Raw genomic sequence first — 25,842 nt, forward strand, 5'->3', positions numbered from 1 at the left:
GCGAGGGCACCCGTGACCCGGGACCCCGTGGCCCGGGTCCGACCACGCCCGCGGGGGCTCACGACGCCACCGCCACGGGACGCAGCACCGGGGCCGTCGTCGCACCGGAACCCGAGGCCACCGCGGCGGGCGCCGCAGCACGGACGGTTCCGTCGGCCGCTGGCAGCAGCAGGTCGGCGTCCACCGGTCGTCCCGCACCGGCCCGACCGGCGGCCGACACCGTGACCCGTCGCTCCGTCAGGAAGCCGTGCCCGTCCCCGATGCCGCTCCACTCGGACCGGGTCACCCGCAGCGTGACGTCGGCGCCCGGCCAGGACCCGAGCGCCACGAGCGCCCCGCCCCGCTGCCGCAGCCGTGCCGACAGCCGGGAGACGTCGCCGGGCACCACCCGGCCGAGCGGGCGGGTGAGGACGATCTGGGCGACGTCCGCCAGCGCGGCGGTCACGGTGAGCCACTGGTCACCCGGGTCGGGGACGAGCACGAGGCGTTCGAGGTCGATGCCCGCAGCGGCCGCCGCCTCGACCCCGAAGGACGGCACCCCCACCACCGCACACCAGGCACCGGCGGCCGAGGCGGCCTGCAGCATCGTCATCGCGAGGAGCACCGACTCGTGCACCGCGTAGGACCCGCCCACGCGGATCGCACCACCCGGCAGGAGCGGCGCGAGCGCCTCGGCCGTCGGCAGCCCCTCGGTGTCGACCCGGGTGGACTCCATCTCGGCCACGCGCGACCGCAGCGAGGTGATCCGTTCGAGTGCGGCGCGGGCGTCCCCCAGGTGGTCGACCCGCCGCACCGGGCGGGCAGGACCGGACCGCCCGGTCGACTCCCCTGGAGCCCCGGGCGATCGGAGTGCCGCCGCCGTCTGCATGCCCTCATATTCGAACATGTGTTCGATGATGTCAATCGGGTCTGACATCCTGTGGACAGTTCCCTCGAACACGCGTTCGACACGCCGTGCGAGCGGTGGATCAGCGCCCTGTGGAGGAGCGCCCCGGCACCGCCGCCGAACGATCCGCCGTCACCAGCGGACGGTCGCTCCCACACCGGCGAACACCGACCGGGTCTTCGTCTCGACCTCGTCCGCCTCGTCCGCGGCGACCGACGACCACGTCACCGCGCCACCGGCCCCGAACGACCGCGACCGTACCGCGCCCCGGCCGTCGAGGACCGTCACCAGTGTGCGGATCACCACCGACAGGTCGACCGCGCCGCTGGCCGAGAAGTAGCCGATCGCCCCGGAGTACACCCCGCGAGGCCCGCCCTCGAGCCGATCCGCGATCGCCATGGCACGGATCTTCGGGGCGCCCGTCATCGACCCGGGCGGGAACGCGGCACGCACCACGGCGGCCCGCGACGTCCCCTCCGGCAGGACCGCCCCGATCGTCGAGACCATCTGGTGCACGCTCGCGTAGGTCTCGACCGCGCAGAGCCGGTCGACGTGCACCGACCCCGGCACCGCCGTCCGGAGCAGGTCGTTCCGGAGCAGGTCGACGATCATCACGTTCTCGGCCCGATCCTTCACGCTCGCGGCGAGTTCCACACGGGCCGCTTCGTCCTCCACAGGGTCGTCGGAGCGCCGTCTGGTGCCCTTGATCGGCTCCGCGGACACCCGTCCGGCGGCGTCGATCCGCAGGAACCGCTCAGGCGACCTGCTCGCCACGCGCAGCGGCCCGAGCCGCAGGTACGCGCCGAACGGGACGGGATCCGTCGCGCGCAGCCGCAGGTACTCGACCAGGTGGGGATCCGTGGCGGGGTCGACCCACGCCTCCTGGAGGACCTGCGGCACCGCGAAGGCGGTCGTGAGACACACCTGGAACGCGTTGCCCGCGCGGATCTCGGCGCGGCACGCGTCCACCGCCGTCTCGTAGGCGGTGCGCGTGACGCGACCGGTCGCGGGGACCGTGTCCGGGAGGAACGGGGCCGCGTCGCCGCCGTCGGCCCGCGTGACCGGTGTGGTCACCTCCTCGAGCCACGCTCGGTTCCGGGCGCTGGCCGCAGGTTCCGCACCGGCCACCAGCGCGAGTGCCCAGGCGCCGCCGGTCGCGTCGGTGACCACCGCGCGGTCGACGAACCGGAGGTCCGCGTCCGCGTGCCCCTCGGCGGTCCGGTCGACGCCGCCGGACTCCCGACCGAGCTCGTAGCCGAGGAACCCCACCCAGCCGAGCGCGAAACCGCAGCCAGGCACCGGTTCCGGCAGCACCGGGGTGCGCGCGAGCAACTCGGCGAGGACCGCGAAGGCAAGTCCGTCCGATCCCTCGACGGTCGCGACGCCCCCGAACCACGCGTGGGACGCTGGGGTCGTCTCGACGAACGCCCGTCGCGTCTCGTGCCGGAACCGCGCCGCGAACGGACCGTCCGTCAGCGCGAGGACCGACCACCGGGCGCGGTCGTGCGCGGTCGCGGGCGAACCGGCCGGCACCGAGGAGTCGAGCCAGACCACGTCGGGACCGGCCGCGGCCGCGAGCGCGCCGAGGTCAGGGGGCGTGGTCAGCCGCCGGACCTCGATCCGCGCGGCAGGAGGCGCTGCCGTCAGACCGCGGCGATCGTCCACGAGGCCGCCGCCGACGAACCACTCTCGAGCACGACGAGTCCCGCGTCGGAGCCGGCGTTGAACGCGTCCGGTGCACAGGTCATCGGCTCGACCGCGAGTCCGGCACGGTGGTACTCGGGGACGACGTGGTCGGCGGTGTGCACCTGCGCCCACCCGCACTCCGGGCCGAACGAGACGCGCACACCGTGGCCGTCGGCGGCGGTGAGGGCGATCGTCGCGGTGCCGTCGGCGTCGCGGTCGAACCCGGTGAAGGCGTGGTCGATGAAGCGGTCGCCGATGCGCGTCGCGGAGCGCAGGTCGAACTCGTCGTGCACCGGCGCGAGACCGGTCGGGATCAGCCGGTCCTCGGTGACCTCGAGCACCTCTGCTGCGGGGAGCGTCAGGGTCCAGTCGTCGACACGGCCGGCGCCGGCGACGAGGTACGGGTGCGGACCGGTCCCCCACGGTGCTGCGTCGGCGCCGGTGTTCGTCCCCGTGATCGTGGTGTGCAGCCCGTCGGCGTCGACGCGGTACTCCACCAGGACCTCGACACGGAACGGGTACCCCTCCTGCGCCGGCACCGTCGTGGCGAGGACCGCGCGGTCGGGTTCGTGCGCGACGGTCCGGAAGTCGGTCCATGCGACCAGTCCGTGCAGCGCGTGCTGTCGCTTGGGCTCGGTCAGCGCCAGCTCGTGCTCCGTTCCGCCGAACGTGTACTTCCCGTCGACGACCCGGTTCGGCCACGGTGCGAGGACGGCTCCGCGGAAGGCCGGGCGGACCTCGTCGGCGTCGAACGGCACGACCAGATCGCGCCCCTCGAACCGAAGCGTCCGCAGGGTCGCCCCCACCGAGGCGATCTCGGCCGTGTAGCCGCCGGCGGTGATGGTCAGGGCGGAACCGGACAGGGGTGCGTCGCTGCTCATGCGCTCAGCGTAGTGGGGAGCGAGGGACGCGCCGAGCCGGTGCGGAACGCGTCCGGTCGGGAACGGTGCCGTGCACCTGCGGAACGAGAAAACCCCCGCGGTTCCGGAGAACCGCGGGGGTGATTGTGGATCTGAGGGGACTCGAACCCCTGACCCCCTGCATGCCATGCAGGTGCGCTACCAGCTGCGCCACAGACCCGAAGTGTTGGTGTTTCCACCGACTTCATCGTCCTCCGTTCCCCGGAGGCACCAGTGAAGCGTACACCATGCGAACGCCGGGTGACGAAATCGTCGCCGCCACCCGGGCGAGTCGCGTCTAGGCGGTGTGGTCCACCGGGAGCTCGAGCGGGATGGTCGGGCAGTCCGACCAGAGACGCTCGAGCGAGTAGTACTGACGGTCTTCTTCGTGGAAGACGTGCACGACGATGTCACCGAAGTCGATGAGGACCCAGCGGCCCTCGCTCCGGCCTTCGCGGCGGAGCGGCTTGGCCCCGGCGTCGAGGAGGCGCTCTTCGATCTCGTCCGCAATGGCGAGCACGTTGCGCTCGTTCCGGCCGGTCGCGAGCAGGAACACGTCCGTGAGCTGCAGCGGCCCGGTCACGTCGAGGGCGACGAGGTCTTCGGCCTGCTTGGCGTCGGCCGCCTGGGCGGCGATCTGCACGAGTTCCAGTGCGCGTGAGGAGGCGGTCACGGATTCCTTCCGGTCTGTCGACCTGGCAGGCTGCCGGATCGCTTGATGGGTCACGATCATAAGCCACCCCACCGACACACGGCCAGGCCGCGTGCGATGGGGACGGCTCAGAACGTGTGCGTGGTGACGAGTGCGACGATGATGACCGCGGCGGCAGCGATGCCGACAGCACCGACCGTGACGCCGAGGATGAGCGGCGTGCGCGACTCCTTCGGCTTGGCCGCCGCGAGGACGACCTGTCGGGTCGAGGTGTGACTCGACACCGCACGGCTGGCACGGACCGGGCTGGCGTCCGTCTCGGGCTGCTCGTCGTGCTGCTCGAGCAGGCGGTCGACCTCGGCCCCGTCGATCGGCCGGTGCGAACCGGTCGAGGACAGCGACGCCGGCAGGTCGATCGAGCCGGTGAGGATGACCTCGCCCGTGGCGTTCAGCGCACCAGTGGGGTCGGCGAGGGCCGAGTTCGGCAGGATGATCGCGTTCGTGTTGGTCACGGCGACGCGGCGGGTGCCGGTCTCCTCGTCGTGGACCTCGGCGTCGTTCGAGTCGTGGGCCTGCTGCGACCAGTGCCCGACCGGCGGCGCGAACGCCGTCGTGACGGGCTTCGGCTCGGTGGGGCGCTGGAACGACGCCGGCACGCGGGGCGCGTCGGCATCGCCGTCGTCACCGGCGGCGGACGTCGGCGTGCCGCCCGAGGTCGGTGCCGAGGCTGCGCGCGCGGGCTGGGCTGCCTGGACCGGGACCTCGTTCGTGTCGTCCTCGTCCAGCGAGAGCGGGAACACCGCCGGCGTCGACGACTCGATCGGGGCCCGCTGCACCGGAGTCGACTGCACCGGGGTGGACTGCACGGGCGTGGACTGCACCGGGGTCGAGCGCTCCTGGGCGGGCGCCTCCGCAGCGGGGGCCGCGTCGTCGGCGGCAGGCGTCTCGGCGTCCGGGGGCGCCCAGGTCGACCGGTGTCGACGCGGCTCCTCGCCGTGGGCCGCGGCTTCCTCGAGCGGCTCGATCGCGTCCGGCGACCCGTCGGCCTCGGTCGCCTGCGCCACCGCTGCCTGGTCGAGCACCACGGTCTCGGCCGAGGGCTCCTCGGGGACGGACGGCTCCTGCGCGGGCGGTTCCGGCTCGGACGGACCGGCGCCGCCCTGCAGCGTGTCGACCGAACCGATGACGTCCTCGACGGTGCGGTCGGACGACTGCGGAGTCGGGTTCTGCAGCGGGACGGGCTGGACGGCCTGCCCTTCGGCCGCGCGCATCTGGCGGATCTGACGACGGGTCAGCCCGCCCGACCCGGGGACGATCTCGGTCGCCGAGGCCGGGGGCATGGACGGGAAGCCGGTGCCGGCCTGGGCGGCGGACGACGGCGAGACGGCCGACGTCGGCACGGCGGACTGGGCGGGGGCGCCCGGTGCGGGCGCGACGTGACTGCCGGGACGCTGGCGGGACTCCGGCTGGTCAGCCGGGGCCGCGACGGTCGGTGGCGGCGTGACGGGCTGCGCACCGGCCGCGGCGGCACGCTCCCGCTCGCGCGCCTGGCGCCGCGACAGGGGCGGCTGCGCGTCGGACGAACTCATGCAACGCTCCGATACAGATGGTGCTTGGAGATGTACTGGACGACACCGTCGGGGACCAAGTACCACACGGGGAAACCACGTCTCACCCGGTCGCGGCAGTCGGTCGACGATATTGCCAGCGCGGGAACTTCGAGCAAGCTTACGTCGCGTTCGGGCAAACCCGTGATGCTCAAGGCGTGTCCCGGACGTGTCACGGCGACGAAGTGCGCGAGGTCCCAGAGGCCATCATGGTCTTTCCAGTCGACAATCTGCTGGACGGCGTCTGCGCCGGAGATGAAGACCAGCTGCGCATCGGGACGCTGCTCGTGCAGGTCCTTGAGCGTGTCGACCGTGTAGGTCGGGCCCGGACGGTCGATGTCGACCCGGCTCACCGTGAACATCGGGTTCGACGCGGTCGCCACGACGGTCATGAGGTAGCGGTGTTCGGCGTCGGTCACACCGGACTTCATGTACGGCTGGCCGGTGGGGACGAACACGACTTCGTCGAGGTCGAAGGCGCGCGCCACTTCGGACGCTGCCACGAGGTGGCCGTTGTGGATCGGGTCGAACGTGCCACCCATCACGCCGATGCGAGGCCGCCCCGTGCTCTCGAGCATGGAGTCGCGGGTCAGTGCTCGGCGCGACCGAACTCGTCGACACCCGTCTCGTGGGTGCGCGTCGCCTCGAACTTGTGCGAGTGACGGTAGGCCACGTCACGGAAGCTCCAGGTGACGAACCCGAGGAACGCGAAGAAGAGGACACCGACGAGCGGGAACACGTACGCGGGGACCCCGGAGGCGTGCTCTGCGGCTTCAGCGAGGAAGGTCATGGGTCCGATGCTCCGTTCGGTCGGGGGAAGTCGCCGCCCAGTCTAGCCGCGGATCTGTCCCTGCCCGCGCACGATCCACTTGGTGCTCGTCAGCTCGGGCAGCCCCATCGGCCCGCGGGCGTGCAGTTTCTGGGTGGAGATCCCCACCTCGGCGCCGAAGCCGAACTCCCCGCCGTCGGTGAACCGGGTCGAGGCGTTGGCCATCACGACCGCGGAGTCCACCTCGGCGAGGAAGCGCTCGGCCGTGTCGACGTCGTTCGTGACGATCGACTCGGTGTGGTGCGTCGACCAGCGTGCGATGTGCGCCATCGCGGCGTCGACGTCCTGGACGACCCGCACCGAGAGGTCGAGGTCCATCGACTCGGTCGCCCAGTCGTCGTCGGTCGCACGGAGCACACCGGGCACGATCACCCGGGTGGCGTCGTCGCCGCGGAGCGTCACCCCGGCGGCGCGGAGCCGGTCGGCCAACGCGGGCAGGAGCCGGTCCGCCGCCCGCTCGTGCACGAGGAGCGTCTCGAGCGCGTTGCAGACGCTGGGACGCTGCACCTTGCTGTTGAGGACGATGTCGATCGAGCGGTCGAGCGGCGCCGACTCGTCGAGGAAGACGTGCACGACACCGGCACCGGTCTCGATCACGGGCACCTGGGACTCGGTCACGACGGTCTGGATCAGCGACGCGCTGCCCCGCGGGATGAGCACGTCCACGAGCCCGCGTGCCCGCATCAGCTCTGTCGCACCGGCACGCCCGAACTCGTCGATCGTCTGCACGAGTTCACGCGGGAGCCCCGCCGAGGCGACCGCGTCCTGGATGCGGGCGACCAACACGGCATTGGTCCGCTGCGCCGCCGATCCGCCGCGCAGGACGACCGCGTTGCCGCTCTTCAGCGCGAGGCCGGCGATGTCGACCGTGACGTTCGGCCGGGCTTCGTAGATCGCGCCGACCACACCGAACGGCACCCGGACCTGCGAGAGCTGCAGGCCGTTCGGCAGCCGCGATCCCCGGACGTGCTGCCCCACCGGGTCGGTCAGACCGACGACGTGCTCGACCGCCGCCGCGAGGGCGTCGATGCGCGCGGGATCGAGTCGCAGCCGGTCGAGCAGCCCCGACGAGAGCCCGTTCTCCTCGCCCGCGACGAGGTCGTCGTGGTTCGCCCGGACGATCTCGTCCGTCGCCTGTCGCACGGAGGCGGCGATCGCGCGGAGCGCCGCATCCTTCACCGCGGTGGTCGCCGTGGCGAGCACCGACGAGGCGTCGCGCGCGGCGACGAGCTTGTCGGTCAGGGTCGGGGCGGGTGCGGTCAGCGGCATGGCTCGATTCTAGGCGCGGGGGTCGGCCACATGACGGCCGAGGGGCGCACCTGTGGACGGGCCAGGAGGCGCGGCTCCTGTGGAGGAGTCACCCTCCGTCCGCAGCGCACGCACCACTCGATCCGCTCGGTCCGCTCGTCTCGCGAGCGGGCACGACACGCCGCAGGCGTGCCGCCGAGGTCGCGGGATCCGTCGCTCGGAGGCGTCGAGCGTGACGGAATGTGCCCCCTCGGCGGACGTGCGCGGCACGCCGCCACGGACGTGCGCGGCACGCCGCCACGGACGTGTGCGGCACGCCGACGCGGACGTGAGCCGCGCGTCGACGCGCACGCGAGCCGCGCGTCGGGGCCGACCCGCGCCTCCAGGCCGGGCGTCAGCCCCGCGGTGCCGCCTCGAACCAGGTGCCGACCTGCTCACCGGCCAACGCCCGCTCGACGAGCGCCGTCGCCGTCACGAGCACGGAGGTTCCGGCCTCGGCCGCGAGCCTGGCCGCCGCGACCTTCGTCCCCGCTCCTCCGGTGCCCACGCCCGCGGCACCGATCGAACCGAAGGTGACCCCGGCGAGCTCGTCGCCGAAGGGGACGTGGGTGATCGGCTCGGCGCCGGGCTGCTCCGGGGGGCGCGTGTACAGGGACTCGACGTCGGAGAGCAGCACGAGCGCATCGGCGCCGAGCAGTCGCGCGACGAGCGCCGCGAGCCGGTCGTTGTCACCGAACCGGATCTCGTGCGTGGCCACGGTGTCGTTCTCGTTCACGATCGGCAGCACCCGCAGCGCGAGGAGCCGGTCGATGGCCCGCTGCGCGTTCACCCGGTGCGTCGGGTTCTGCAGGTCGCCGGCGGTCAGCAGGATCTGCGCGGCGACGACCGCGTGCCGGTCGAGTTCCTTCTGGTAGCGGAACATCAGCACGTTCTGCCCCGTCGCCGCCGCCGCCTGCTGGGTGGCGAGGTCGTCGGGGCGTCCCTCGATCCCGAGGAACGGGAAGCCGGTCGCGATCGCGCCGGAGGACACGAGGACGACCTCGGTCCCCCGGGCGTGCGCGAGCGCGAGGGCGTCCACGAGCCGGGCGATCTGCCCGGTGTTGTCCCCGCTGACCGACGACGAGCCGACCTTGACCACGATCCGCCTGGCACGCGGGATGTCCTCGTGCCGGGTGACGGGTCCGAGGTCGGTGCGTGCGGTCGTGTCGGTCATGCCGTGGTCAGTCCCTGTCGTCCTCGTCGTCGGCCCAGAGACCGGCGATGCGCTCCTGCTCGAGCTCGGCGCGCGCCGCGGCCTTGGCGTCCATGCGCTCGAAGTACTCCTCGCGCCGCTCGTTGCGGGTCGGACGCGAGGTCGCGCCGATGCGGGCGTCGGTCCCGCGGGCACTCGTGATGAGCTCGGCGGTCGAGGTGAGCGTCGGCTCCCAGTCGAAGATCGTGCCGCCGTCGCCACCGATCACGACGGTGGACCCCGCGACGGCTCCGGCCTTGAACAGACCGTCCTCGACACCGAGCTTCGCCAGTCGGTCGGCCAGGTAGCCGATCGCCTCCTCGTTGGTGAAGTCGGTCTGCTGGACCCAGCGCTCCGGCTTCGACCCGCGGATGCGGTAGAAGCGGTGCTCCTCGCCGCCCTCGGCGCGGATCGTGAACGGCTTGTCGTCGACCGCCTTGGGGCGGAGGACGATCCGCTCGGCGACCGGCTCGGCCGCACGGGAGGCGCGGGCCTGCTCCACGACGTCGGCCAACGCGAACGTCAGCTCGCGCAGGCCCTTGCGGGACGCGGTCGAGATCGGGAAGACGCGGTAGCCACGGCCCTCGAGCTCCTCGCGCACGAAGGCGGCGAGTTCCTCGGCCTCGGGCACGTCGACCTTGTTGAGCGCGATCATCTGCGGACGCTCGAGCAGCGGCACCTGGCCCTCGGGGACCGGGTAGCGCTCGAGTTCGCCGAGGATGACGTCGAGGTCGCTGATCGGGTCGCGCCCGGGGTCGAGCGTGGCGCAGTCGATGACGTGCAGGAGGGCCTCGCAGCGCTCGACGTGGCGCAGGAACTCGAGGCCGAGACCCTTGCCCTCGGACGCGCCCTCGATCAGACCGGGGACGTCGGCGACGGTGAAGCGGGTGGATCCGGACTCGACGACGCCGAGGTTCGGCGTGAGGGTCGTGAAGGGGTAATCGGCGATCTTCGGCTTCGCGGCGGAGATCGCGGCGATGAGCGAGGACTTGCCGGCGCTCGGGAACCCGACGAGGGCGACATCGGCGATCGTCTTCAGCTCGAGGCTGACGTCGCCGGCCCAGCCCTCGGTGCCGAGGAGCGCGAAGCCGGGGGCCTTGCGCTTCGTGGTCGAGAGCGCGGCGTTGCCGAGGCCGCCCTGCCCGCCGGGAGCGATGACGACCCGCATGCCGGGCTCGGTCATGTCCGCCAGGACGTCACCGTTCTCGTCGTACACGACCGTGCCGATCGGCAGCGGGAGCTCGAGGGTCTCCCCGCTGATGCCGCTCCGCATGTCGCCCATGCCGGGCTGCCCGTTCTTGGACGAGCGGTGCGGGGAACGGTGGTAGCCGAGCAGGGTCGTCACCTGGGGGTCGGCGACGAGGACGATGTCGCCACCGTCACCGCCGTTGCCGCCGTCCGGGCCGGCCAGCGGCTTGAACTTCTCACGGCGGACCGACACGCAGCCGTTGCCGCCGTTCCCCGCGGTGAGGTGCAGGGTCACGCGGTCGACGAATGTCGCCATGGGTCCACTCCTAGGTGTTGCAACGAAAGAACGGGAGGGGCGGGCACGTGGCCCGCCCCTCCCGCAGAGTCAGATCGTCGAACTGCTTACGCGTTGACGATGTTGACGACCTTGCGGCCGCCCTTGGTGCCGAACTCGACCGAACCGGCCGAGAGGGCGAACAGCGTGTCGTCGCCACCGCGGCCGACGTTGGCGCCCGGGTGGAAGTGGGTACCGCGCTGGCGCAGGATGATCTCGCCGGCGTTGACGACCTCGCCACCGAAGCGCTTCACGCCGAGGCGCTGTGCGTTCGAGTCACGACCGTTGCGAGTGGAGCTCGCACCCTTCTTGTGTGCCATCTTCTACTCCCGCCTTACGCGATCGAGGTGATCTTGACGCGGGTGAGCTCAGCGCGGAAACCCTGACGCTTCTTGTACCCGGTCTTGTTCTTGAACTTCTGGATGACGACCTTGGGACCGCGGAGGTCCTCGAGCACCTCGGCGGTGACCGTCACGTTGGCGAGCTCGGAAGCCGCCGACGTGATCTTGTCACCGTCCACGAGGAGCACCGGGGCGAGGTCGATGTTGCCCTTGTCGTCGGCCTTGGCACGGTCGATCGTGATGATCGTGCCGACCTCGACCTTCTCCTGACGGCCGCCGGCGCGCACTACTGCGTAAACCACGTGGAAATCCTTACGTAACTCTGCTTGAGGGAAGTCTCGGGTGCCCACTTCTGCACGAGCGGTTCCCGGAGGGCCGGGCCCGATCGGCGACGCAGGCAGAACGGCCCGCTGACACCAGGGATCGAGAATACTCGATGCCCCCAGGTCCGGTCAAACGGCGACACACGTACGATTGCCGTGTGACCGTGATGATCGACCCGCCGACGTGGCCCGCTCACGACACTCTGTGGTCGCACCTCGTCAGTGACACATCATACGACGAGTTGCACGAGTTCGCCCGACGGGCCGGTATCCCACGGCGCGCGTTCGACCACGATCACTACGACGTGCCGCTCGCGCGTTACGACGAACTCGTCGCCGCGGGGGCCACGGCGGTCACCGGGCGCGAGCTGGTACTGCGGCTGATCCGCAGCGGGCTGCGGGTCGCGCAGCGGGACAAGCACACGTTCTGACCGGCCCCGGCCGGGCCGCTGCGGGGCCGCGGCGGCTGCGCGCGGCGGCCGCGCGCGGCGACGGGCGGCGACGGGGCGGCGACGGGGCGGCGGCGGCGCTGGTGGCGGCACGGCGCACCGTGCGCGCTTGAGCACTCCGTGCGAGGTTGACCGCACCGTGCGGCGCCACAAGCGCGCACCACGCGTGCAACCTCGCACCCGGTACCGAACGCCGCACCACGGCAGCCAGGAGGCGCGACGCACGCCCGCCACGCCGCACCGTGCGCGGTCGCGCACTCCGTGCGAGGTTGCCCGCACCGTGCGCCGCCACAAGCGCGCACCACGCGTGCAACCTCGCACCCGGTACCGAACGCCGCACCACGGCAGCCAGGAGGCGCAGCACACGCCCGCCACGCCGCACCGTGCGCGGTTGCGCACTCGGTGCGAGGTTGCCCGCACCGTGCGCCGCCACAAGCGCGCACCACGCGTGCAACCTCGCACCCGGCAACGAACGCCGAACGCCGCACCACCGCGCGACCCAGCGCACGGGGCCGCGAACGGCCCACGAGGCCACAGCGGGCCGCTGAGCGGTCAGCGAGCGGCCGGAGGACCCCAGGGGTTCGACGGAGCCTGCGGCGGCGCGGACGGGGGCACCGGCGGCCACTGCGCACCCGGCTGACCAACACCCGGCTGACCAACACCCGGCTGACCAACACCCGACTGACCAGCACCCGACTGTCCGGACTGTCCCGGCTGGCCGTGCGGCGGCTGGCCGGAGGGACCCGGGTGGCCCTGCCCTCCCGGCTGGCCCTGCACACCCGACGCGCCGGACTGCACCGTCGCCGGGGGCACGGCGTCGGCCGGACGGACCGTCCCGGGCGTGCCGGGAGCCCCGAGCGCCCGACGACCGCCCCGGGGACGCCCGAGCCAGAGCCACGCCGCGGTGGAGGTCGCGATGAGCATGAGCGTGAACGGCACACCGGACTGCAGCGGCCGGGTGACGACGTCGATGAGGATCTGCGCGCCTCCGGACCGGACGGCACCGAGGGTCCCCGTGAACACCCCGACGAGCGCGAGCGCGATGGTGCCGGCGGCTCCGGCGAGCACGGCGCGGAGGAGGACCGTCGGCAGCGGACTCCGACGGTCGATGGGCGTGAGGAACGCCAGGGCGAGGAACGCTCCGGCGTAGAACGGGAACGGCGCGGCGAACACCCCGGACACGAACCCGCCGATGAGGCTGCCGCCGGCGCCGTAGCTGGCGAACGGGTGCACGACGAACGAGGCGCCGAGCAACCCGATGAGGCCCGAGACGAACTCGACGAGCACGATCGACACGACCGCGATGAGCGCCCCGGCGGTGTTCGTCACCGAGGCTCCCGGCGCGAAGGCCCGGCGCGGGTCCGCCGCTGCCCGGGGCGGTCGGGGAGCCGGGTACGGCCCACCCTGGGGCGCACCCTGGTACGGCGCACGTTGGTGGGGCCCACCCGCGTACGGCCCGCCCTGCGGTGCCCCCGCGTACGGCGCACCCTGCGGCGCGCCCGGGTCCGAACCGCCCTGGGGCGCCCCGTACGGCTGCGCCGGCGGCGCGGGCTGTGACCAGCCCGCGCCGTAGTACCCGCGATCGTGCTGCGACCGCTGCGGGTCGCCGGGGTTCGACATCGTCAGTTCCCCAGGATCACGGCGCCGTCGTCGGTGTCGTCACCCTCGGCCGTCGCCGGCGCGCTGATGCTCGGGGACGAGACACGACGGGACCGCGAACGCCCCTGCCCCGGCTGCTTGGGCTCCGGGAGCGCCTGCAGGACGGAGTCGAGCAGGGACTCGGCGTCGCCGCTGACCCGGCGCGGTTCGCGCTTCGTCGCCGCGATCGGGATGTCCAGGATCGCGACGGACGTCTCGGTCGGCGTCACCGGGGCGCTCGAGCTCACGCGGCGTCGGGTCGGCGCCTTGGCCGGGGCCTCCTCGGCGACCGGAGCAGCAGCCGGAGCGGCAGCGACCGGCTCGGCCGCAGCCGCAGGAGCAGCCGCGGGAGCAGCAGGAGCGGCAGCAGCAGGAGCAGCGGCAGGAGCGGCAGCAGGCTCGGACGCAGCCGGCGCACCGGACGTGTCCGACGAGCCGGAAGCGGTCTCCACCGTCGACTCGGGTGCACCGGCACCGCGACCACCGCGGCGCCGACGACGCTTCGGTCCGGACGGCTGCTCGCCGTCGGACGCAGGCGCATCCGCAGCCGACGCGGCCGACGCAGCCGATGCCGACGCCTCCGACGCACCCGACCCGGCCGACGGCGCGGAGGCCGGAGCCGCGGCCCCGTCGTGCTCCTCGTGCGGGATGGTCGAAGCGGCGATCCGGGACAGCGCGTTCTTCACGTCGTCCGTGATCTGGTGCGCGTGCGAGCTGTTCGACGACCCGTTCGACGACGAACCGTTGCCCCCGCCGTTGCCGGAGGTGTTCCCGTTGCCGTTACCGTTCCCGGCCCCGCCGCGGCTCTTCCGACGGCTCTTGGACGGCCCCGGGTCGGCGTTGTTGTCGTTGACCTTGGCGTTGACCTCGTCGAGGGACTCGCGGAGGCCGACGCCGATCTTCTTGCGGGTCATCTGCACGAGGCCGAGCGAGGTGACCTCGGCGACCTGGTGCTTCGTGCGGTCACGGCTGAGGCACTCGATGAGGCGACGCAGCACGAGGTCGCGGTTCGACTCGAGCACCATGTCGATGAAGTCGACGACGATGATGCCGCCGATGTCGCGCAGGCGGAGCTGCCGGACGATCTCCTCGGCCGCCTCGAGGTTGTTCTTCGTGACGGTCTCCTCGAGGTTGCCGCCGGACCCGACGAACTTCCCCGTGTTGACGTCGACGACGGTCATGGCCTCGGTGCGGTCGATCACGAGCGAGCCACCGGAGGGCAGCCACACCTTGCGGTCGAGCGCCTTCTCGATCTGCTCGTTGAGGCGGTGCTCCTCGAACGAGTCGGGCCCGTCGTAGATCTCCACCCGGTCCTTGAGGTCGGGCGCGACCGCGGTGAGGTACTCGTCGATGGTCTCGCGCGCGGCGGACCCGTCGATGATGAGCTTCGTGAAGTCCTCGTTGAAGACGTCGCGGACGATCTTCACGAGCAGGTCGGGCTCCGAGTGGAGCATGACCGGCGCCTGGCCGTTCGCGACCTTCTTCTGGATCGCCTCCCACTGGCTGGTGAGGCGCTGCACGTCGCGGGTGAGCTGCTCCTCGGTGGCGCCCTCGGCGGCGGTGCGGACGATGACGCCCGCGTGCTCCGGGAGGACCTCCTTGAGGATCTTCTTCAGCCGCGCCCGCTCGGTGTCCGGCAGCTTGCGGGAGATGCCGTTCATCGAGCCGTTCGGCACGTACACGAGGTAGCGACCGGGCAGCGAGACCTGGCTCGTCAGCCGGGCGCCCTTGTGGCCGACCGGGTCCTTCGTGACCTGCACGAGCACCTTGTCACCCGGCTTCAGCGCGGCCTCGATGCGACGGCCGTGGTTGCCGGTGTCGACCGAGTTCCAGTCGACCTCGCCGGCGTACAGCACGGCGTTGCGCCCGCGGCCGATGTCGACGAACGCCGCCTCCATCGAGGGCAGCACGTTCTGCACCTTGCCGAGGTACACGTTGCCGATGAGCGACACGTTGTGCGACTTCGTCACGTAGTGCTCGGCGAGGATCCCGTCCTCGAGCACGCCGATCTCGATCTTCGAGGCGCTCGACCGGACGATCATCTGCCGGTCGACGCTCTCGCGACGGGCGAGGAACTCGTCCTCGGTGACGACCTGGCGACGCCGTCCGGCGTCGCGACCGTCGCGACGGCGCTGCTTCTTGGCCTCGAGTCGCGTCGAGCCCTTCACCTTCTGCGGCTCGGTGATGTACTCGACCTCGCGGCGGCGGGGCTCCAGGTGGTCGCGCGGCTCACGCGGCTCACGGCCCTCGCGCGGCTCACGGCCCTCGCGGTCGGCGCTCGTGCCGCGACGGCGCGAGCGACGGCGGCCACCGGGCTGCTCGTCGTCGTCGTCCTCGTCGTGCCGCGGCGCGCGCTCGGGCAGGTCCGGCAGCACCGGCGCGTGGAAGATCAGGCTGAGCGTGCTGGTCGCCTTGGGGACGAACGGCTCGTCGGCGGACTCCGCCGGACTGGAGGCGCGGCTCACGTCCGCCCCGGCCGTCGCGGCCGGTGCGGCAGCGGTCTCGGCGTCGTCACCGGCGGCGATCACCGGCAGGTCGCCGGTGAGGGTGCTGACGTCGTGCGGCTCGTCACCGCCGGCGGTCGCCTCGACGGCGACCGACACGGTGGGCGCCTCCGGCGCTCCCCCGGCGTCCGGCGTTGCGTCCGTCACCGCGAGCGTCTCCGCGCCGACCTCCGTCGGAGCGTCGCCGGCGTCGGAGACGCCGTCTGCCCGGGACCCGGTCACCTGCTCGACGGGACCCGTCTGCAGGGCGTCCCCCCGTGCCTCCTGGCCGGTCGACCGGGCACGCCGACCGCCGAACAGGCGGCTGCGACGCTTCGGTGCGACTTCTTCGTTGTTCGTGTTGTCGTTGTTCTGCTCCACCATGGACCTGGTGCACTCCTTGACCCCGCTCGCGTCCTGACGGACGGCGGGAATTCTGTAGTTGTAGCGGGTGGCGACCACGCCCCCGCGTTCGCTGTCTTGTGGCCGGTGCGTCAACTTGTGGTGTCCGCAGCCGTTCCGTCGGGCACCCGGCCCGATCGGCTCGGCGTCGGAGTGACGCGCGTCCCGGTCACGGTGCGCTCTCACCGCACCTGATCGTCCGGGCTGGGCCCGGAAAGCTTTCGTCGTCGTGCGGATGGCCGCACGACCTCCGAGGATTATCGCATGCCGCACCGGGAAAGGACCGGATCGAGCGTGCGATGATGAAGCCGTGAGCACGCCAGCACCCGCAGCCCGCCGTCCGATCGCCATGGCCGTCTTCCTCCTGGTCACCGGCGTGGTGGGCCTGTTCGGGTCCTTCTCCCTCGTCCTCGACGAGTTCGCCAAGTACGCGAACCCGAAGCAGGCCCTGTCGTGCGACGTCAACCCGTTCATCAGCTGCTCCGACGTGATGGCCAGCTGGCAGGGTCACCTGTTCGGCTTCCCGAACCCGCTGCTCGGCGTGATGGGCTTCGTCGCGCCGATCGCGGTCGCGGTCATGCTCCTCGCCGGGTTCCGGAACGGCTCGCGGTGGTTCTGGATCGCGTTCAACGCGGGCGTGTTCCTGGCGTGGGTGTTCGTCACGTGGCTCTTCACCCAGACCGTGTGGTTCATCGGCGCGCTGTGCCCCTGGTGCATGCTCGTCTGGTCGATGACGATCCCGATGTTCTGGGTGTTCACGATCTGGAACGCCGCACAGGGGCGTTTCGGCGCCGGCGCACAGCGGGTCGGCCGGACCCTGCTGCCGTTCTGCTGGGCGTTCCCGCTGGCGAACTACCTGTTCATCGTGGTCACGATCCTCATCAAGTTCCCGACGATCCTCTCGTCCTTCTGATCGTCCGCTGAGCGTCACCGATGACGCGTCATCGAATTCCTGGGTCCTTCCCAGCCAGATCGGCCGATCGGCACACCCGTTCGACCTACGCTCGATGGCGATGAGCGAGAACGAGAGCAAGAAGGCCCGGCGGGAGGCGGCGCGGGAGCGCGCACGCCTCGCCCGCGCGAAGGAGCAGGCGCGTCGACGCCGCAACAAGACGCTGGGGATCAGCGGCATCATCGTGGGTGCGCTCGCGGTCGCTGCGATCGTCGTCGTGGTGGTCGCGAACTCCGTGCAGCCCGCGGGCCCCGGGCCGAAGAACATGGCGAGCGACGGCGTGCTCCTGAAGGGCTCGAACGGGCAGATCGTCCCCGTGACCACCAAGGCGACGCCGGAGGGCGGGACGCCGACGCCCACGAAGCAGGACGACTCGGTCGCGAACATCACCGTGTACTCGGACTACATGTGCCCCTACTGCAACCAGTTCGAGACCAGCCAGATGTCCCAGATCAAGCAGTGGGTGCAGGACGGCTCGGCGACGCTCGAGCTGCACCCGTTCAACCTGCTCGACCGCGTGTCGCTCGGGTCGAAGTACTCGACGCGCTCGGCGGCAGCCGCGGCCTGCGTCGCGAACTACGACCCGGACGCGTTCCTGGCGTACAACACGTCGCTCTACGAGAACCAGCCGTCCGAGAGCACCCGCGGCCTGACGAACGACAAGCTCGCATCGCTGGCGAAGGCCGCCGGGGCGACGAACGAGCACGTGGCGTCCTGCATCACGGACCAGACGTTCGCCGGGTGGGTCGCCGACGCGACGAACCGGGTGCTGAACGACCCGATCCCGAACTCGTCGCTCGACAAGGTCACCGGGACCCCCACCGTGATCGTGAACGGCAAGCAGTACAACGGCTCGCTCACCGACACGGACGCGTTCGCGGCGTTCGTCGAGCAGAACGGTGGGAAGGCGTAGTCCCACCCCGGCGCCGGTACGACGACGGCCCCCGCTCCCGGCCGGGAGTGGGGGCCGTCGTTCGTGGTGCGTGCTACTCCGACGCGGCGTCGATCTCGGTGATGACGTCCGTCAGCGTGGCGATCTTCTTGCCGTTCACGAGGACGGTCGGCGTGCCGAAGCCCTGCGTGCCCTGCAGTGCGGGATCGGCCAGCACGGCGTTCGTGGACTTCGTCACCCATCCGCGGAACCGTTCGCTCGACAGGCACGAGGAGACGTCCGACCCGGTCGCGCCGCCCGCCTTCACGAGCTTCGCGATCTCGGCGTTCGTCAGGCCCTTCGTGCCCTCCTCCGGCTGGTTGTCGAAGAACTGCGTCTGGACGTCGAGGAACGTGTCCGGGGCGTAGTTCGCGACGCACATCGCGGCGTTCGCGGCACGGCTGGCGTAGCGCGAGTTCTGGTAGCTGCGGTCGAGGATCGACACGGGCTGGATCGCGAGCGTCGCGTCCCCGGACTTCACCTTGTCGAGGATCTGGTCGGCGTAGGCCGCCTCGAACTGCTTGCAGACCGGGCAGGCCCAGTCGACGTACTCGGTGACCTGGACCTTCCCGTCGGCGGCCGCGGTGGGCACGGCCGACGGGGTCGCGGACGCGCCGACCGCCGGGGTGGTCACCGGGGTGACCTCGCCGCCGCTGCCGGTGAACTGGATCGCGCCGGTCGCCATGTTCTTCGGTCCGGCCGCGGACACGGCGGGCTGGTTGTTCACGTTCACGACGACGATGGCGACGACGGCCGCGATCGCGATGATGCCGAGGCCGATGCCGCCCTGCAGGAACCAGCGGTTGCGACGCTTGCGGCGCTTCTCAGCCTCGGCCCGCTGCCGGGCGACGTCACGGGCGTGCTGGCGACGCTCGTTCTTCGAGGGACGGTCGTTGTTCGTCACGCGGCGCTCCCGGAGCTCAGGCGAACCAGAGGGCGAGCTCGCGTGCCGACGACTCGGGGCTGTCCGAGCCGTGCACGAGGTTCTGTTGGACCTTGAGGCCCCAGTCGCGGCCGAGGTCGCCGCGGATGGTGCCGGGGGCGGCCGAGGTCGGGTCGGTGGTGCCGGCGAGCGACCGGAAGCCGGCGATCACGCCGTTGCCGGCGAGGCGCACGGCGACGACCGGGCCGGACTGCATGAACTCGACGAGCGGCTCGAAGAACGGCTTGCCCTGGTGCTCCTCGTAGTGGGCGTCGAGCAGGTCGCGGGGCGCCGTCAGCATCTTCAGGTCGACGATCTCGTAGCCCTTGGCCTCGATCCGGCGCAGGATCTCACCGGTGAGCTGGCGGGCGACGCCGTCGGGCTTGACGAGGACGAGGGTCTCTTCGAGATCGGACACGCAGAACTCCTGGTGTTTCGTGGTCGAACGGGGTGGTCAGTCCTCGCCGAGGGCCGCGCGTCTCGCGGCGTTCTGACGGTCGAGCTGACCGCCCTTGACGAAGCAGAAGACCCACAGCGCCAGGAACACCACGGCCACGGCGAACATGAACGGTTCGATGAACCCGGTGGCGAGGATGGCCGCCTGCAGCAGCCACCCGAACCCTACACCGGCCCGGTTGCCGGTCAGACGTGAGGCCAGCGCCAGCACGACCATCGCACCGATGCCACCGCCGAACGCGACCGCCGGCGGCAGGGTCCCCTTGCCGAAGACGACGAGCATCGGGAAGAAGAACATGATCGCCTCGAGCACGAGGCTGATCGACAGCAGGCTCTCGCGCGCGCCGCGTTCGCGACGCGGCTTCCGCACCCGGGCGGGCCTGGAGGCGCGGCTCGGCTCCGTCACTTCGCCTCGCCCTCCGCGTGGACCAGGTCCATGACCCGGCCCACCATCACGATCGAGCCGGCGACGAGCACCATGGCGTCGTCCGCCTCGGCGTCGTCGGCGAGGTCACGCGCCTCCTGCAGGGCGGCCGCGAGGGACGGCTCGACGACCACCCGGTCCTCGCCGACCTCGTCGACGACGACGCGCGCGAACGCGTCCGCGTCGAGCGCACGCTCCCCCGGTGGCTGGGTCACCACGAAGGTCGCCACCGTGTCCTTGAGCGCGCGGACGAACCCGCGGGCGTCCTTGTCGCCGAGGATCGCCACGACGCCGACCACGTGGCCGGACGGGAACGCCACGGGCAGCGCCTCGGCGAGGGCACGGGCGCCGTGCGGGTTGTGCGCCGCGTCGACCACGACGGTCGGGTCCTGGGCGATCGGCTGGAGCCGGCCGGGGCTCGTCGCACCGGCGAGCCCCTCGGACAGGACGTCCTCGTCGAGGGGCTGGGAGCCGCGGCCGAGGAAGGCTTCGACGGCCGCGATCGCGACGGCGGCGTTGTCGGCCTGGTGGCGGCCGAACAGCGGCAGGAAGAGGTCGTCGTACCGACCGGCGACGCCCTGCACGGTGATGAGCTGCCCGCCGACGGCCGGCGTCACGTCGACGACCCGGAACGCCTCGCCCTCGACGGCCAGGGTCGACTCGGTGAGCTCGGCGGCGCGCTGGAGCTCCGCGAGCGCCTCGGGGGCCTGCGCGCTCGACACGACCGACGACGCGGGCTTGATGATGCCCGACTTCGTCCGGGCGATCTCGGCGACGGTGCTGCCGAGCTGCTTGGCGTGGTCGATCGCGATCGGCGTGAACACCGCCACCTGGCTCTGCACCACGTTGGTGGAGTCCCACTCACCGCCCATGCCGACCTCGATCACGGCGACGTCGACCGGGGCCTCGGCGAAGCACGCCAGGGCGAGGACGGTCAGCGCCTCGAAGAAGGTCAGCGGGAGCTCGCCCTTGGCCGTGAGCTCCTGGTCGGTCATCTCGAGGATCGGGGCGATGTCGTCCCAGTTCTCGACGAAGCGGTCCGGCTGGATCGGGGCGCCGTCGATGACGATGCGCTCCCGGATCGACACCAGGTGCGGGCTCGTCATGAGACCGGTCCGGAGACCGTGCGCGCGGACGATGCTCTCGGCCATCCGGGCGGTCGAGGTCTTGCCGTTGGTGCCGGTCAGGTGGATCACCGGGTAGGACAGGTGCGGGTCGCCGAGGAGCTCGACGGCACGCCGGGTCGCCGACAGCCGGTGCTCCGGTGCCTGCTCGCCGATGCGGGCGTACAGCGCCGCCTCGACGCGCTTGACATCGTCGTCGTCCCCGCCGTAGGGAACCGTGTCGGCCGGAGCCTGGTCGCCGACCGGGCCGACCGGGATCTCGATGCCGTCCGGGGTCTCGTCGCCGATCTCGTCGTCGTGTTCGCTCATGCGCGTGCCACCTCCACGGACACCTTGGCACCGTCACCGACGTCGGCGGTGGTACCGGCCCCGAGGGGCACGATCTCGACACTCGTCGCCAGGGTCTCCCCCGCGATGAGCTGCTGGTGGGTGCGGACCGCCGTGTCGGCGACGTCGTCCACCCCGAGGGTCAGCACGATGCGGTCGCTCACGTCGAGGTCGGCGTCGCGACGGGCCTGCTGGACGGCACGCACGACGTCGCGGGCGAGGCCCTCGGCCTCGAGCTCGGGGGTGGTCACGGTGTCGAGCACCGCGAAGCCGCCGCCGTCGAGGAAGGCCACCGCGACGGCGTCGTCGGCGACCGTGAGGTCGAGCGTGTACTCGCCCTCGACGAGGTCGATCCCGCCGACCGTGACGCCGGACTCGGTCGCGACCCAGTCGCCCCGCTTGGCGGCCGGGATCACCTGCTGGACCTGCTTGCCGATGCGCGGTCCCGCGGCACGGGCGTTCACGGTGAGCTTGCGCTCGATGCCGTACCGGCCGAGCGAGGACTCCTCCTGCTGCTCGAGCACGACCCGCTTCACGTTGAGCTCGTCGCGGAGGATGTCCGCGAACGGCTCGATCGCGCCCGGGTCGGGGACGACGAGCGTCAGCGTCGCGAGCGGCAGACGGACGCGACGACCGGTCGCCTTGCGGAGCGCGAGCCCCTTCGAGGCGACGTCGCGCACGCGGTCCATGGCGTCGACGAGCGCGTCGTCGGCCGGGAACTCGTCGGCGTCCGGGAAGTCCTCGAGGTGGACGCTGCGGCCACCGGTCAGGCCCTTCCAGATCTCCTCGGTGACGAGCGGGGCGAGCGGGGCGGCGACGCGGGTGAGCGTCTCGAGCACGGTGTACAGCGTGTCGAACGCCGCGCGGGCCTCGGGCGAGGACTCCGCGCCGAGCCAGAACTTGTCGCGGGAGCGGCGCACGTACCAGTTGGTCAGGACGTCGGCGAAGTCGCGCACGGCCTGGGCCGCGAGCGGGGTGTCGAGCGCGTCGAGGTGCCGCTGCACGTCGGACACCAGGACCCGGGTCTTCGCGAGCAGGTAGCGGTCGAGGACGTCGGTGCTCGCCGTGCTCCGCGACGCCTGGTACCCGTCCGCCCCGGAGGCGTTGGCGTAGAGGGTGAAGAAGTAGTACGTCGACCAGAGCGGCAGCAGGAACTCGCGGACGCCCTGACGGATGCCCTCTTCGGTGACGACGAGGTTGCCGCCGCGGATCACCGACGACGACATGAGGAACCAGCGCATGGCGTCGGCACCGTCGCGGTCGAACACCTCGGAGACGTCCGGGTAGTTGCGGAGCGACTTCGACATCTTCTGGCCGTCGGAACCGAGCACGATGCCGTGGCTGATGACGTTCTGGTACGCCGGCCGGTCGAACAGCGCGGTGGACAGCACGTGCATGACGTAGAACCAGCCGCGCGTCTGCCCGATGTACTCGACGATGAAGTCGGCCGGGTTGTGCGACTCGAACCACTCCCGGTTCTCGAACGGGTAGTGCACCTGGGCGTAGGGCATCGAGCCGGAGTCGAACCAGACGTCGAACACGTCGGTGATCCGGCGCATCGTCGAGTTCCCGGTGGGGTCGTCCGGGTTCGGGCGCGTCAGGTCGTCGATGAACGGACGGTGCAGGTCGACCTCGCCGTCGGCGTTCACGGGCAGGCGACCGAAGTCGCGCTCGATCTCCTCGAGCGAGCCGTACACGTCGGTGCGCGGGTGCTCGGGGTCGTCCGACTGCCACACCGGGATCGGCGTGCCGAAGTACCGGTTGCGCGACACCGACCAGTCGATGGCGTTCCCGACCCACTTGCCGAACTGGCCGTCCTTGACGTTGTCCGGCACCCAGTTGATGTCCTGGTTCAGCTCGCCCATGCGGTCGCGGATGTCGGTGACCCGCACGAACCACGAGGACACGGCCTTGTAGATGAGGGGCTTCCGGCACCGCCAGCAGTGCGGGTAGCTGTGCTCGTAGGACGCCTGGCGGAGCAGCCGTCCGGCGTCGCGGACCGCCTTGGTGAGCGGCTTGTTCGCGTCCGACCAGAGGAGGCCGGCGACCTCGCCGAACTGCGCAGTGAAGACGCCGCCCTCGTCCAGGGAGAGCACCACGGGGATCCCCGCGGCGGCGCAGACCTCCTGGTCGTCGGCGCCGTACGCCGGGGCCTGGTGCACGATGCCCGTGCCCTCGCCCGTCTCGACGTAGTCGGCGACGAGGATCTTCCAGGCGTTCTCCATGCCCTCGGCGTCCGCGAGGAAGTCGAACAGGCGCTCGTACTCCACGCCGTCGAGCTCCGCGCCCGTCAGGGTGCGGACGACCGCGGCAGCGGCGTCCTCGCCCGTCTCGTAGCCGAGGTCCTTCGCGTGCGCGGCCACGGTGTCCGAAGCCAGCAGGTAGTGGACGGAACCGGCGTCGGCACCGTCAGCCGCGCCTCCTGGCCCGGCCGGGACGACCGCGTAGGCGATCTCCGGGCCGACCGCGAGGGCGGCGTTCGTCGGCAGCGTCCACGGGGTCGTCGTCCAGGCGAGGGCGCGCACGCCGACCAGGTCGAGGGACTCCGCGCGCGACCCGTGCAGCGGGAAGGACACCGTGACGGACTGGTCCTGGCGCATCTTGTAGACGTCGTCGTCCATGCGCAGCTCGTGGTTCGACAGCGGCGTCTGGTCGTTCCAGCAGTACGGCAGGACCCGGAAGCCCTCGTACGCGAGGCCCTTGTCCCAGAGCTGCTTCCACGCCCAGAGCACGCTCTCCATGAACGTGGTGTCGAGGGTCTTGTAGTCGTCCTCGAAGTCGACCCAGCGCGCCTGGCGGGTGACGTACTGCTGCCACTCGTCGGTGTACTGCAGGACGGACTTCTTGGCGGCGGCGTTGAAGACGTCGACGCCCATCTCGTCGATCTCGTGCTTCTCGGTGATGCCGAGCTGGCGCATGGCCTCGAGCTCGGCGGGCAGCCCGTGCGTGTCCCAGCCGAAGCGACGGTGCACCTGCTTGCCGCGCATCGTCTGGTAGCGCGGGAAGACGTCCTTGGCGTAGCCCGTCAGCAGGTGCCCGTAGTGCGGCAGGCCGTTCGCGAACGGCGGGCCGTCGTAGAAGGTCCACTCGGGGCAGCCCTCACGCTGGTCGATCGACGCCTGGAACGTGCGGTCGCCCTTCCAGAAGGCGAGGATCCCCCGCTCGACGGCGGGGAAGGACGGCGAGGGGACGACGCCATCGGCATCGGCGTTCAGCGGGTACGGCACCGGGACTCCTTGTGGGTTCGCTCGATCTCCACGAGGACGGAGCACACTCCGCGGTACCACCTCGCTTGCCGACCACCGCTCGCGCTGTGGCCGACCGCTCGTTGCCGGGGCTGTGCGGCCCGGTCCGCCCGGTTCTACTGCCGGCCGTCGATCGTGCCGACTGCCGGGTTCTTCCGGAGGCTCCCCGGTGATGGCCGGATCGACGCCTGTGCACACGAGTTTAGCGGACGGGAGCATGCTGGAGCGATGCCCGACTCTTCCGAGCAGGATCGTCCCGAATCCCTGCTGACCGTCATCATCGCGTTCGGCGCGAACCTGCTCGTCGCGATCGCCAAGACGATCGCCTCCCTGATCTCTGGATCGGCCTCGATGGTGGCCGAGGCCGCACACTCGTGGGCCGACACCGGCAACGAGATCTTCCTGCTCGTCGCGGAACGGCGTGGCGCCCGCAAGCGCGACGCCCGGCACCCGCTCGGGTACGGGCGCGAGACCTACATCTGGTCGATGTTCGCCGCGTTCGGCCTCTTCACCGCCGGTGCCGTCGTGTCGATCTCCCACGGCATCTCGGAGCTCGGCGAGACCGGCCCGGCCGAGGACGTCCTGCTGAACTACATCGTGCTCGCGGTGTCGTTCTGCCTCGAGGGGACGAGCTTCGTGCAGGCGTACCGACAGGCGCACGGCGCGGCGACGAAGCGGAAGGTGCCGGTGCTCCGCCACGTGCTGCAGTCCTCGAACCCGACGCTGCGAGCCGTCTTCGCCGAGGACGCCGCCGCCCTGATCGGTCTGGTCGTCGCGTTCCTCGGGGTGTTCCTCCACCAGCTCACCGGCCTCGCGGTCTTCGACGCGGTCGGCTCCATCGCGATCGGCGTGCTGCTCGGGGTCGTCGCGATCGTCCTCATCGACCGCAACCGTCGGTTCCTGCTCGGTGAGAGCACGTCGCCGGAGCTCGAGAACGCGGTGCTCGTGGAGCTGCTCGGCCGGTCGCAGATCGAACGGGTCACCTACCTGCACCTCGAGTTCGTCGGTCCGTCGCGGGTGTACCTCGTCGCAGCGGTCGACCTCACGGGCAACGAGGTCGAGGAGCACGTCGCGGTGCGGCTCCGCGACGTCGAGAAGTCGCTCGAGGAGAGCCAGTACATCGAGGAGGCGGTCCTCACCCTGAGCTACCCCGGCGACGAGTCGCTCACCCCGACGGGCGAGGAGGTGCCGGAGGTGGTCCGGGACGGCACGGCCGAGGACGTCGCGGCGGGCGGGGCCGGGACGCTGCGGGCGAACTGAGGCTC

23 protein-coding genes and 1 tRNA gene are annotated in these 25,842 nt (G+C 71.6%); 4 read left to right on the plus strand and 20 right to left on the minus strand.

Features of this window, described 5'->3' with window-relative positions; translation table 11 throughout:
• Positions 1-58: 58 nt before the first annotated feature.
• From ACIQUC_RS05155 to rplU, 13 genes are all read right to left on the minus strand, one after another.
• Positions 59-916 carry a hypothetical protein gene (locus tag ACIQUC_RS05155; RefSeq protein WP_402264056.1) on the minus strand — a complete coding sequence of 286 codons (858 nt, stop codon included), beginning with the start codon at positions 914-916 and terminating at the stop codon, positions 59-61.
• 102 nt (positions 917-1,018) lie between these two features.
• Positions 1,019-2,551, minus strand: coding sequence for an anthranilate synthase component I family protein (locus tag ACIQUC_RS05160; protein ID WP_402264059.1), 1,533 nt, complete (start codon positions 2,549-2,551; stop codon positions 1,019-1,021).
• Complete coding sequence (locus tag ACIQUC_RS05165) at positions 2,530-3,453, minus strand: aldose 1-epimerase family protein (protein ID WP_402264062.1); 924 nt, start codon at positions 3,451-3,453, stop codon at positions 2,530-2,532. Before ACIQUC_RS05165 ends, ACIQUC_RS05160 begins: the two co-directional genes overlap by 22 nt.
• Before the next feature lie 126 nt (positions 3,454-3,579).
• A tRNA-Ala gene (locus ACIQUC_RS05170) sits at positions 3,580-3,652 on the minus strand.
• Positions 3,653-3,769: 117 nt separating this feature from the next.
• Positions 3,770-4,144, minus strand: a complete 375-nt coding sequence (rsfS, locus tag ACIQUC_RS05175; protein ID WP_022907296.1) for a ribosome silencing factor — start codon at positions 4,142-4,144, stop codon at positions 3,770-3,772.
• Positions 4,145-4,251: 107 nt separating this feature from the next.
• Positions 4,252-5,712: a hypothetical protein gene (locus tag ACIQUC_RS05180; RefSeq protein WP_402264066.1), complete on the minus strand. Its 1,461-nt coding sequence runs from the start codon at positions 5,710-5,712 to the stop codon at positions 4,252-4,254.
• The gene (nadD, locus tag ACIQUC_RS05185) at positions 5,709-6,308 is read right to left on the minus strand and encodes a nicotinate-nucleotide adenylyltransferase (protein ID WP_022907294.1); all 600 of its coding nucleotides are present in this window, start codon (positions 6,306-6,308) and stop codon (positions 5,709-5,711) included. The genes ACIQUC_RS05180 and nadD overlap by 4 nt, the downstream gene beginning before the upstream one ends.
• Positions 6,309-6,319: 11 nt before the next feature.
• Entirely contained in the window at positions 6,320-6,520 is a 201-nt protein-coding gene (locus ACIQUC_RS05190) for a hypothetical protein (RefSeq protein WP_022907293.1), read from the minus strand.
• A 42-nt stretch (positions 6,521-6,562) separates the two neighbouring features.
• The gene (locus tag ACIQUC_RS05195) at positions 6,563-7,828 is read right to left on the minus strand and encodes a glutamate-5-semialdehyde dehydrogenase (RefSeq protein ID WP_402264069.1); all 1,266 of its coding nucleotides are present in this window, start codon (positions 7,826-7,828) and stop codon (positions 6,563-6,565) included.
• 373 nt (positions 7,829-8,201) lie between these two features.
• Positions 8,202-9,020, minus strand: a complete 819-nt coding sequence (gene proB, locus ACIQUC_RS05200; protein WP_402264071.1) for a glutamate 5-kinase — start codon at positions 9,018-9,020, stop codon at positions 8,202-8,204.
• 7 nt (positions 9,021-9,027) lie between these two features.
• Entirely contained in the window at positions 9,028-10,542 is a 1,515-nt protein-coding gene (obgE, locus tag ACIQUC_RS05205) for a GTPase ObgE (protein ID WP_022905365.1), read from the minus strand.
• A gap of 86 nt (positions 10,543-10,628) precedes the next feature.
• The gene (gene rpmA, locus ACIQUC_RS05210) at positions 10,629-10,880 is read right to left on the minus strand and encodes a 50S ribosomal protein L27 (RefSeq protein WP_022905368.1); all 252 of its coding nucleotides are present in this window, start codon (positions 10,878-10,880) and stop codon (positions 10,629-10,631) included.
• 14 nt (positions 10,881-10,894) lie between these two features.
• Positions 10,895-11,203, minus strand: a complete 309-nt coding sequence (gene rplU / locus ACIQUC_RS05215; protein ID WP_022905369.1) for a 50S ribosomal protein L21 — start codon at positions 11,201-11,203, stop codon at positions 10,895-10,897.
• A 179-nt stretch (positions 11,204-11,382) separates the two neighbouring features.
• Here rplU and ACIQUC_RS05220 point away from each other — a divergent pair, with 179 nt between their 5' ends.
• Positions 11,383-11,655 carry a DUF4031 domain-containing protein gene (locus ACIQUC_RS05220; protein WP_022905370.1) on the plus strand — a complete coding sequence of 91 codons (273 nt, stop codon included), beginning with the start codon at positions 11,383-11,385 and terminating at the stop codon, positions 11,653-11,655.
• A 570-nt stretch (positions 11,656-12,225) separates the two neighbouring features.
• On the opposite strand, the gene ACIQUC_RS05225 is transcribed toward ACIQUC_RS05220, so the two are convergent.
• Positions 12,226-13,002: a hypothetical protein gene (locus ACIQUC_RS05225; protein WP_402264075.1), complete on the minus strand. Its 777-nt coding sequence runs from the start codon at positions 13,000-13,002 to the stop codon at positions 12,226-12,228.
• A 293-nt stretch (positions 13,003-13,295) separates the two neighbouring features.
• Positions 13,296-16,178: an Rne/Rng family ribonuclease gene (locus ACIQUC_RS05230; protein ID WP_402265666.1), complete on the minus strand. Its 2,883-nt coding sequence runs from the start codon at positions 16,176-16,178 to the stop codon at positions 13,296-13,298.
• A gap of 328 nt (positions 16,179-16,506) precedes the next feature.
• On the opposite strand from ACIQUC_RS05230, the gene ACIQUC_RS05235 reads away from it, so the two are divergent.
• Positions 16,507-17,109 carry a vitamin K epoxide reductase family protein gene (locus ACIQUC_RS05235; RefSeq protein ID WP_402264077.1) on the plus strand — a complete coding sequence of 201 codons (603 nt, stop codon included), beginning with the start codon at positions 16,507-16,509 and terminating at the stop codon, positions 17,107-17,109.
• 100 nt (positions 17,110-17,209) lie between these two features.
• Positions 17,210-18,061: a DsbA family protein gene (locus tag ACIQUC_RS05240; protein WP_402264080.1), complete on the plus strand. Its 852-nt coding sequence runs from the start codon at positions 17,210-17,212 to the stop codon at positions 18,059-18,061.
• 73 nt (positions 18,062-18,134) lie between these two features.
• Here ACIQUC_RS05240 and ACIQUC_RS05245 read toward each other — a convergent pair whose 3' ends face one another.
• Genes ACIQUC_RS05245 through ileS form a run of 5 tightly spaced genes read right to left on the minus strand, consistent with a single transcriptional unit; the run spans position 18,135 to position 24,559 of the window.
• On the minus strand, positions 18,135-18,983 hold the full coding sequence (locus tag ACIQUC_RS05245) for a DsbA family protein (RefSeq protein ID WP_402264082.1): 849 nt from the start codon (positions 18,981-18,983) through the stop codon (positions 18,135-18,137).
• Between the two features lie 16 nt (positions 18,984-18,999).
• Entirely contained in the window at positions 19,000-19,419 is a 420-nt protein-coding gene (ndk, locus tag ACIQUC_RS05250; protein WP_022905375.1) for a nucleoside-diphosphate kinase, read from the minus strand.
• 36 nt (positions 19,420-19,455) lie between these two features.
• On the minus strand, positions 19,456-19,863 hold the full coding sequence (locus ACIQUC_RS05255) for a DUF4233 domain-containing protein (protein WP_022905376.1): 408 nt from the start codon (positions 19,861-19,863) through the stop codon (positions 19,456-19,458).
• Complete coding sequence (locus ACIQUC_RS05260; RefSeq protein WP_402264087.1) at positions 19,860-21,314, minus strand: bifunctional folylpolyglutamate synthase/dihydrofolate synthase; 1,455 nt, start codon at positions 21,312-21,314, stop codon at positions 19,860-19,862. The genes ACIQUC_RS05255 and ACIQUC_RS05260 overlap by 4 nt, the downstream gene beginning before the upstream one ends.
• Positions 21,311-24,559 carry an isoleucine--tRNA ligase gene (ileS, locus tag ACIQUC_RS05265; RefSeq protein ID WP_402264089.1) on the minus strand — a complete coding sequence of 1,083 codons (3,249 nt, stop codon included), beginning with the start codon at positions 24,557-24,559 and terminating at the stop codon, positions 21,311-21,313. Before ileS ends, ACIQUC_RS05260 begins: the two co-directional genes overlap by 4 nt.
• A gap of 246 nt (positions 24,560-24,805) precedes the next feature.
• Between ileS and ACIQUC_RS05270 the strand changes: the two genes are divergently transcribed.
• Positions 24,806-25,837, plus strand: coding sequence for a cation diffusion facilitator family transporter (locus ACIQUC_RS05270; protein ID WP_022908576.1), 1,032 nt, complete (start codon positions 24,806-24,808; stop codon positions 25,835-25,837).
• Positions 25,838-25,842: the final 5 nt, after the last annotated feature.

The organism is Curtobacterium sp. NPDC098951, assembly GCF_044759965.1.
Taxonomy (GTDB): Bacteria; Actinomycetota; Actinomycetes; order Actinomycetales; family Microbacteriaceae; genus Curtobacterium.

Coding starts and splice junctions, on each gene's coding strand:
- ACIQUC_RS05155 (WP_402264056.1), bottom strand. CDS start 916: ATGTCAGACCCGATTGACATCATCGAACACATGTTCGAATATGAGGGC.
- ACIQUC_RS05165 (WP_402264062.1), bottom strand. CDS start 3,453: ATGAGCAGCGACGCACCCCTGTCCGGTTCCGCCCTGACCATCACCGCC.
- ACIQUC_RS05180 (WP_402264066.1), bottom strand. CDS start 5,712: ATGAGTTCGTCCGACGCGCAGCCGCCCCTGTCGCGGCGCCAGGCGCGC.
- nadD (WP_022907294.1), bottom strand. CDS start 6,308: ATGCTCGAGAGCACGGGGCGGCCTCGCATCGGCGTGATGGGTGGCACG.
- ACIQUC_RS05190 (WP_022907293.1), bottom strand. CDS start 6,520: ATGACCTTCCTCGCTGAAGCCGCAGAGCACGCCTCCGGGGTCCCCGCG.
- ACIQUC_RS05195 (WP_402264069.1), bottom strand. CDS start 7,828: ATGCCGCTGACCGCACCCGCCCCGACCCTGACCGACAAGCTCGTCGCC.
- proB (WP_402264071.1), bottom strand. CDS start 9,020: ATGACCGACACGACCGCACGCACCGACCTCGGACCCGTCACCCGGCAC.
- obgE (WP_022905365.1), bottom strand. CDS start 10,542: ATGGCGACATTCGTCGACCGCGTGACCCTGCACCTCACCGCGGGGAAC.
- rpmA (WP_022905368.1), bottom strand. CDS start 10,880: ATGGCACACAAGAAGGGTGCGAGCTCCACTCGCAACGGTCGTGACTCG.
- ACIQUC_RS05230 (WP_402265666.1), bottom strand. CDS start 16,178: ATGGTGGAGCAGAACAACGACAACACGAACAACGAAGAAGTCGCACCG.
- ACIQUC_RS05240 (WP_402264080.1), top strand. CDS start 17,210: ATGAGCGAGAACGAGAGCAAGAAGGCCCGGCGGGAGGCGGCGCGGGAG.
- ACIQUC_RS05260 (WP_402264087.1), bottom strand. CDS start 21,314: ATGAGCGAACACGACGACGAGATCGGCGACGAGACCCCGGACGGCATC.
- ACIQUC_RS05270 (WP_022908576.1), top strand. CDS start 24,806: ATGCCCGACTCTTCCGAGCAGGATCGTCCCGAATCCCTGCTGACCGTC.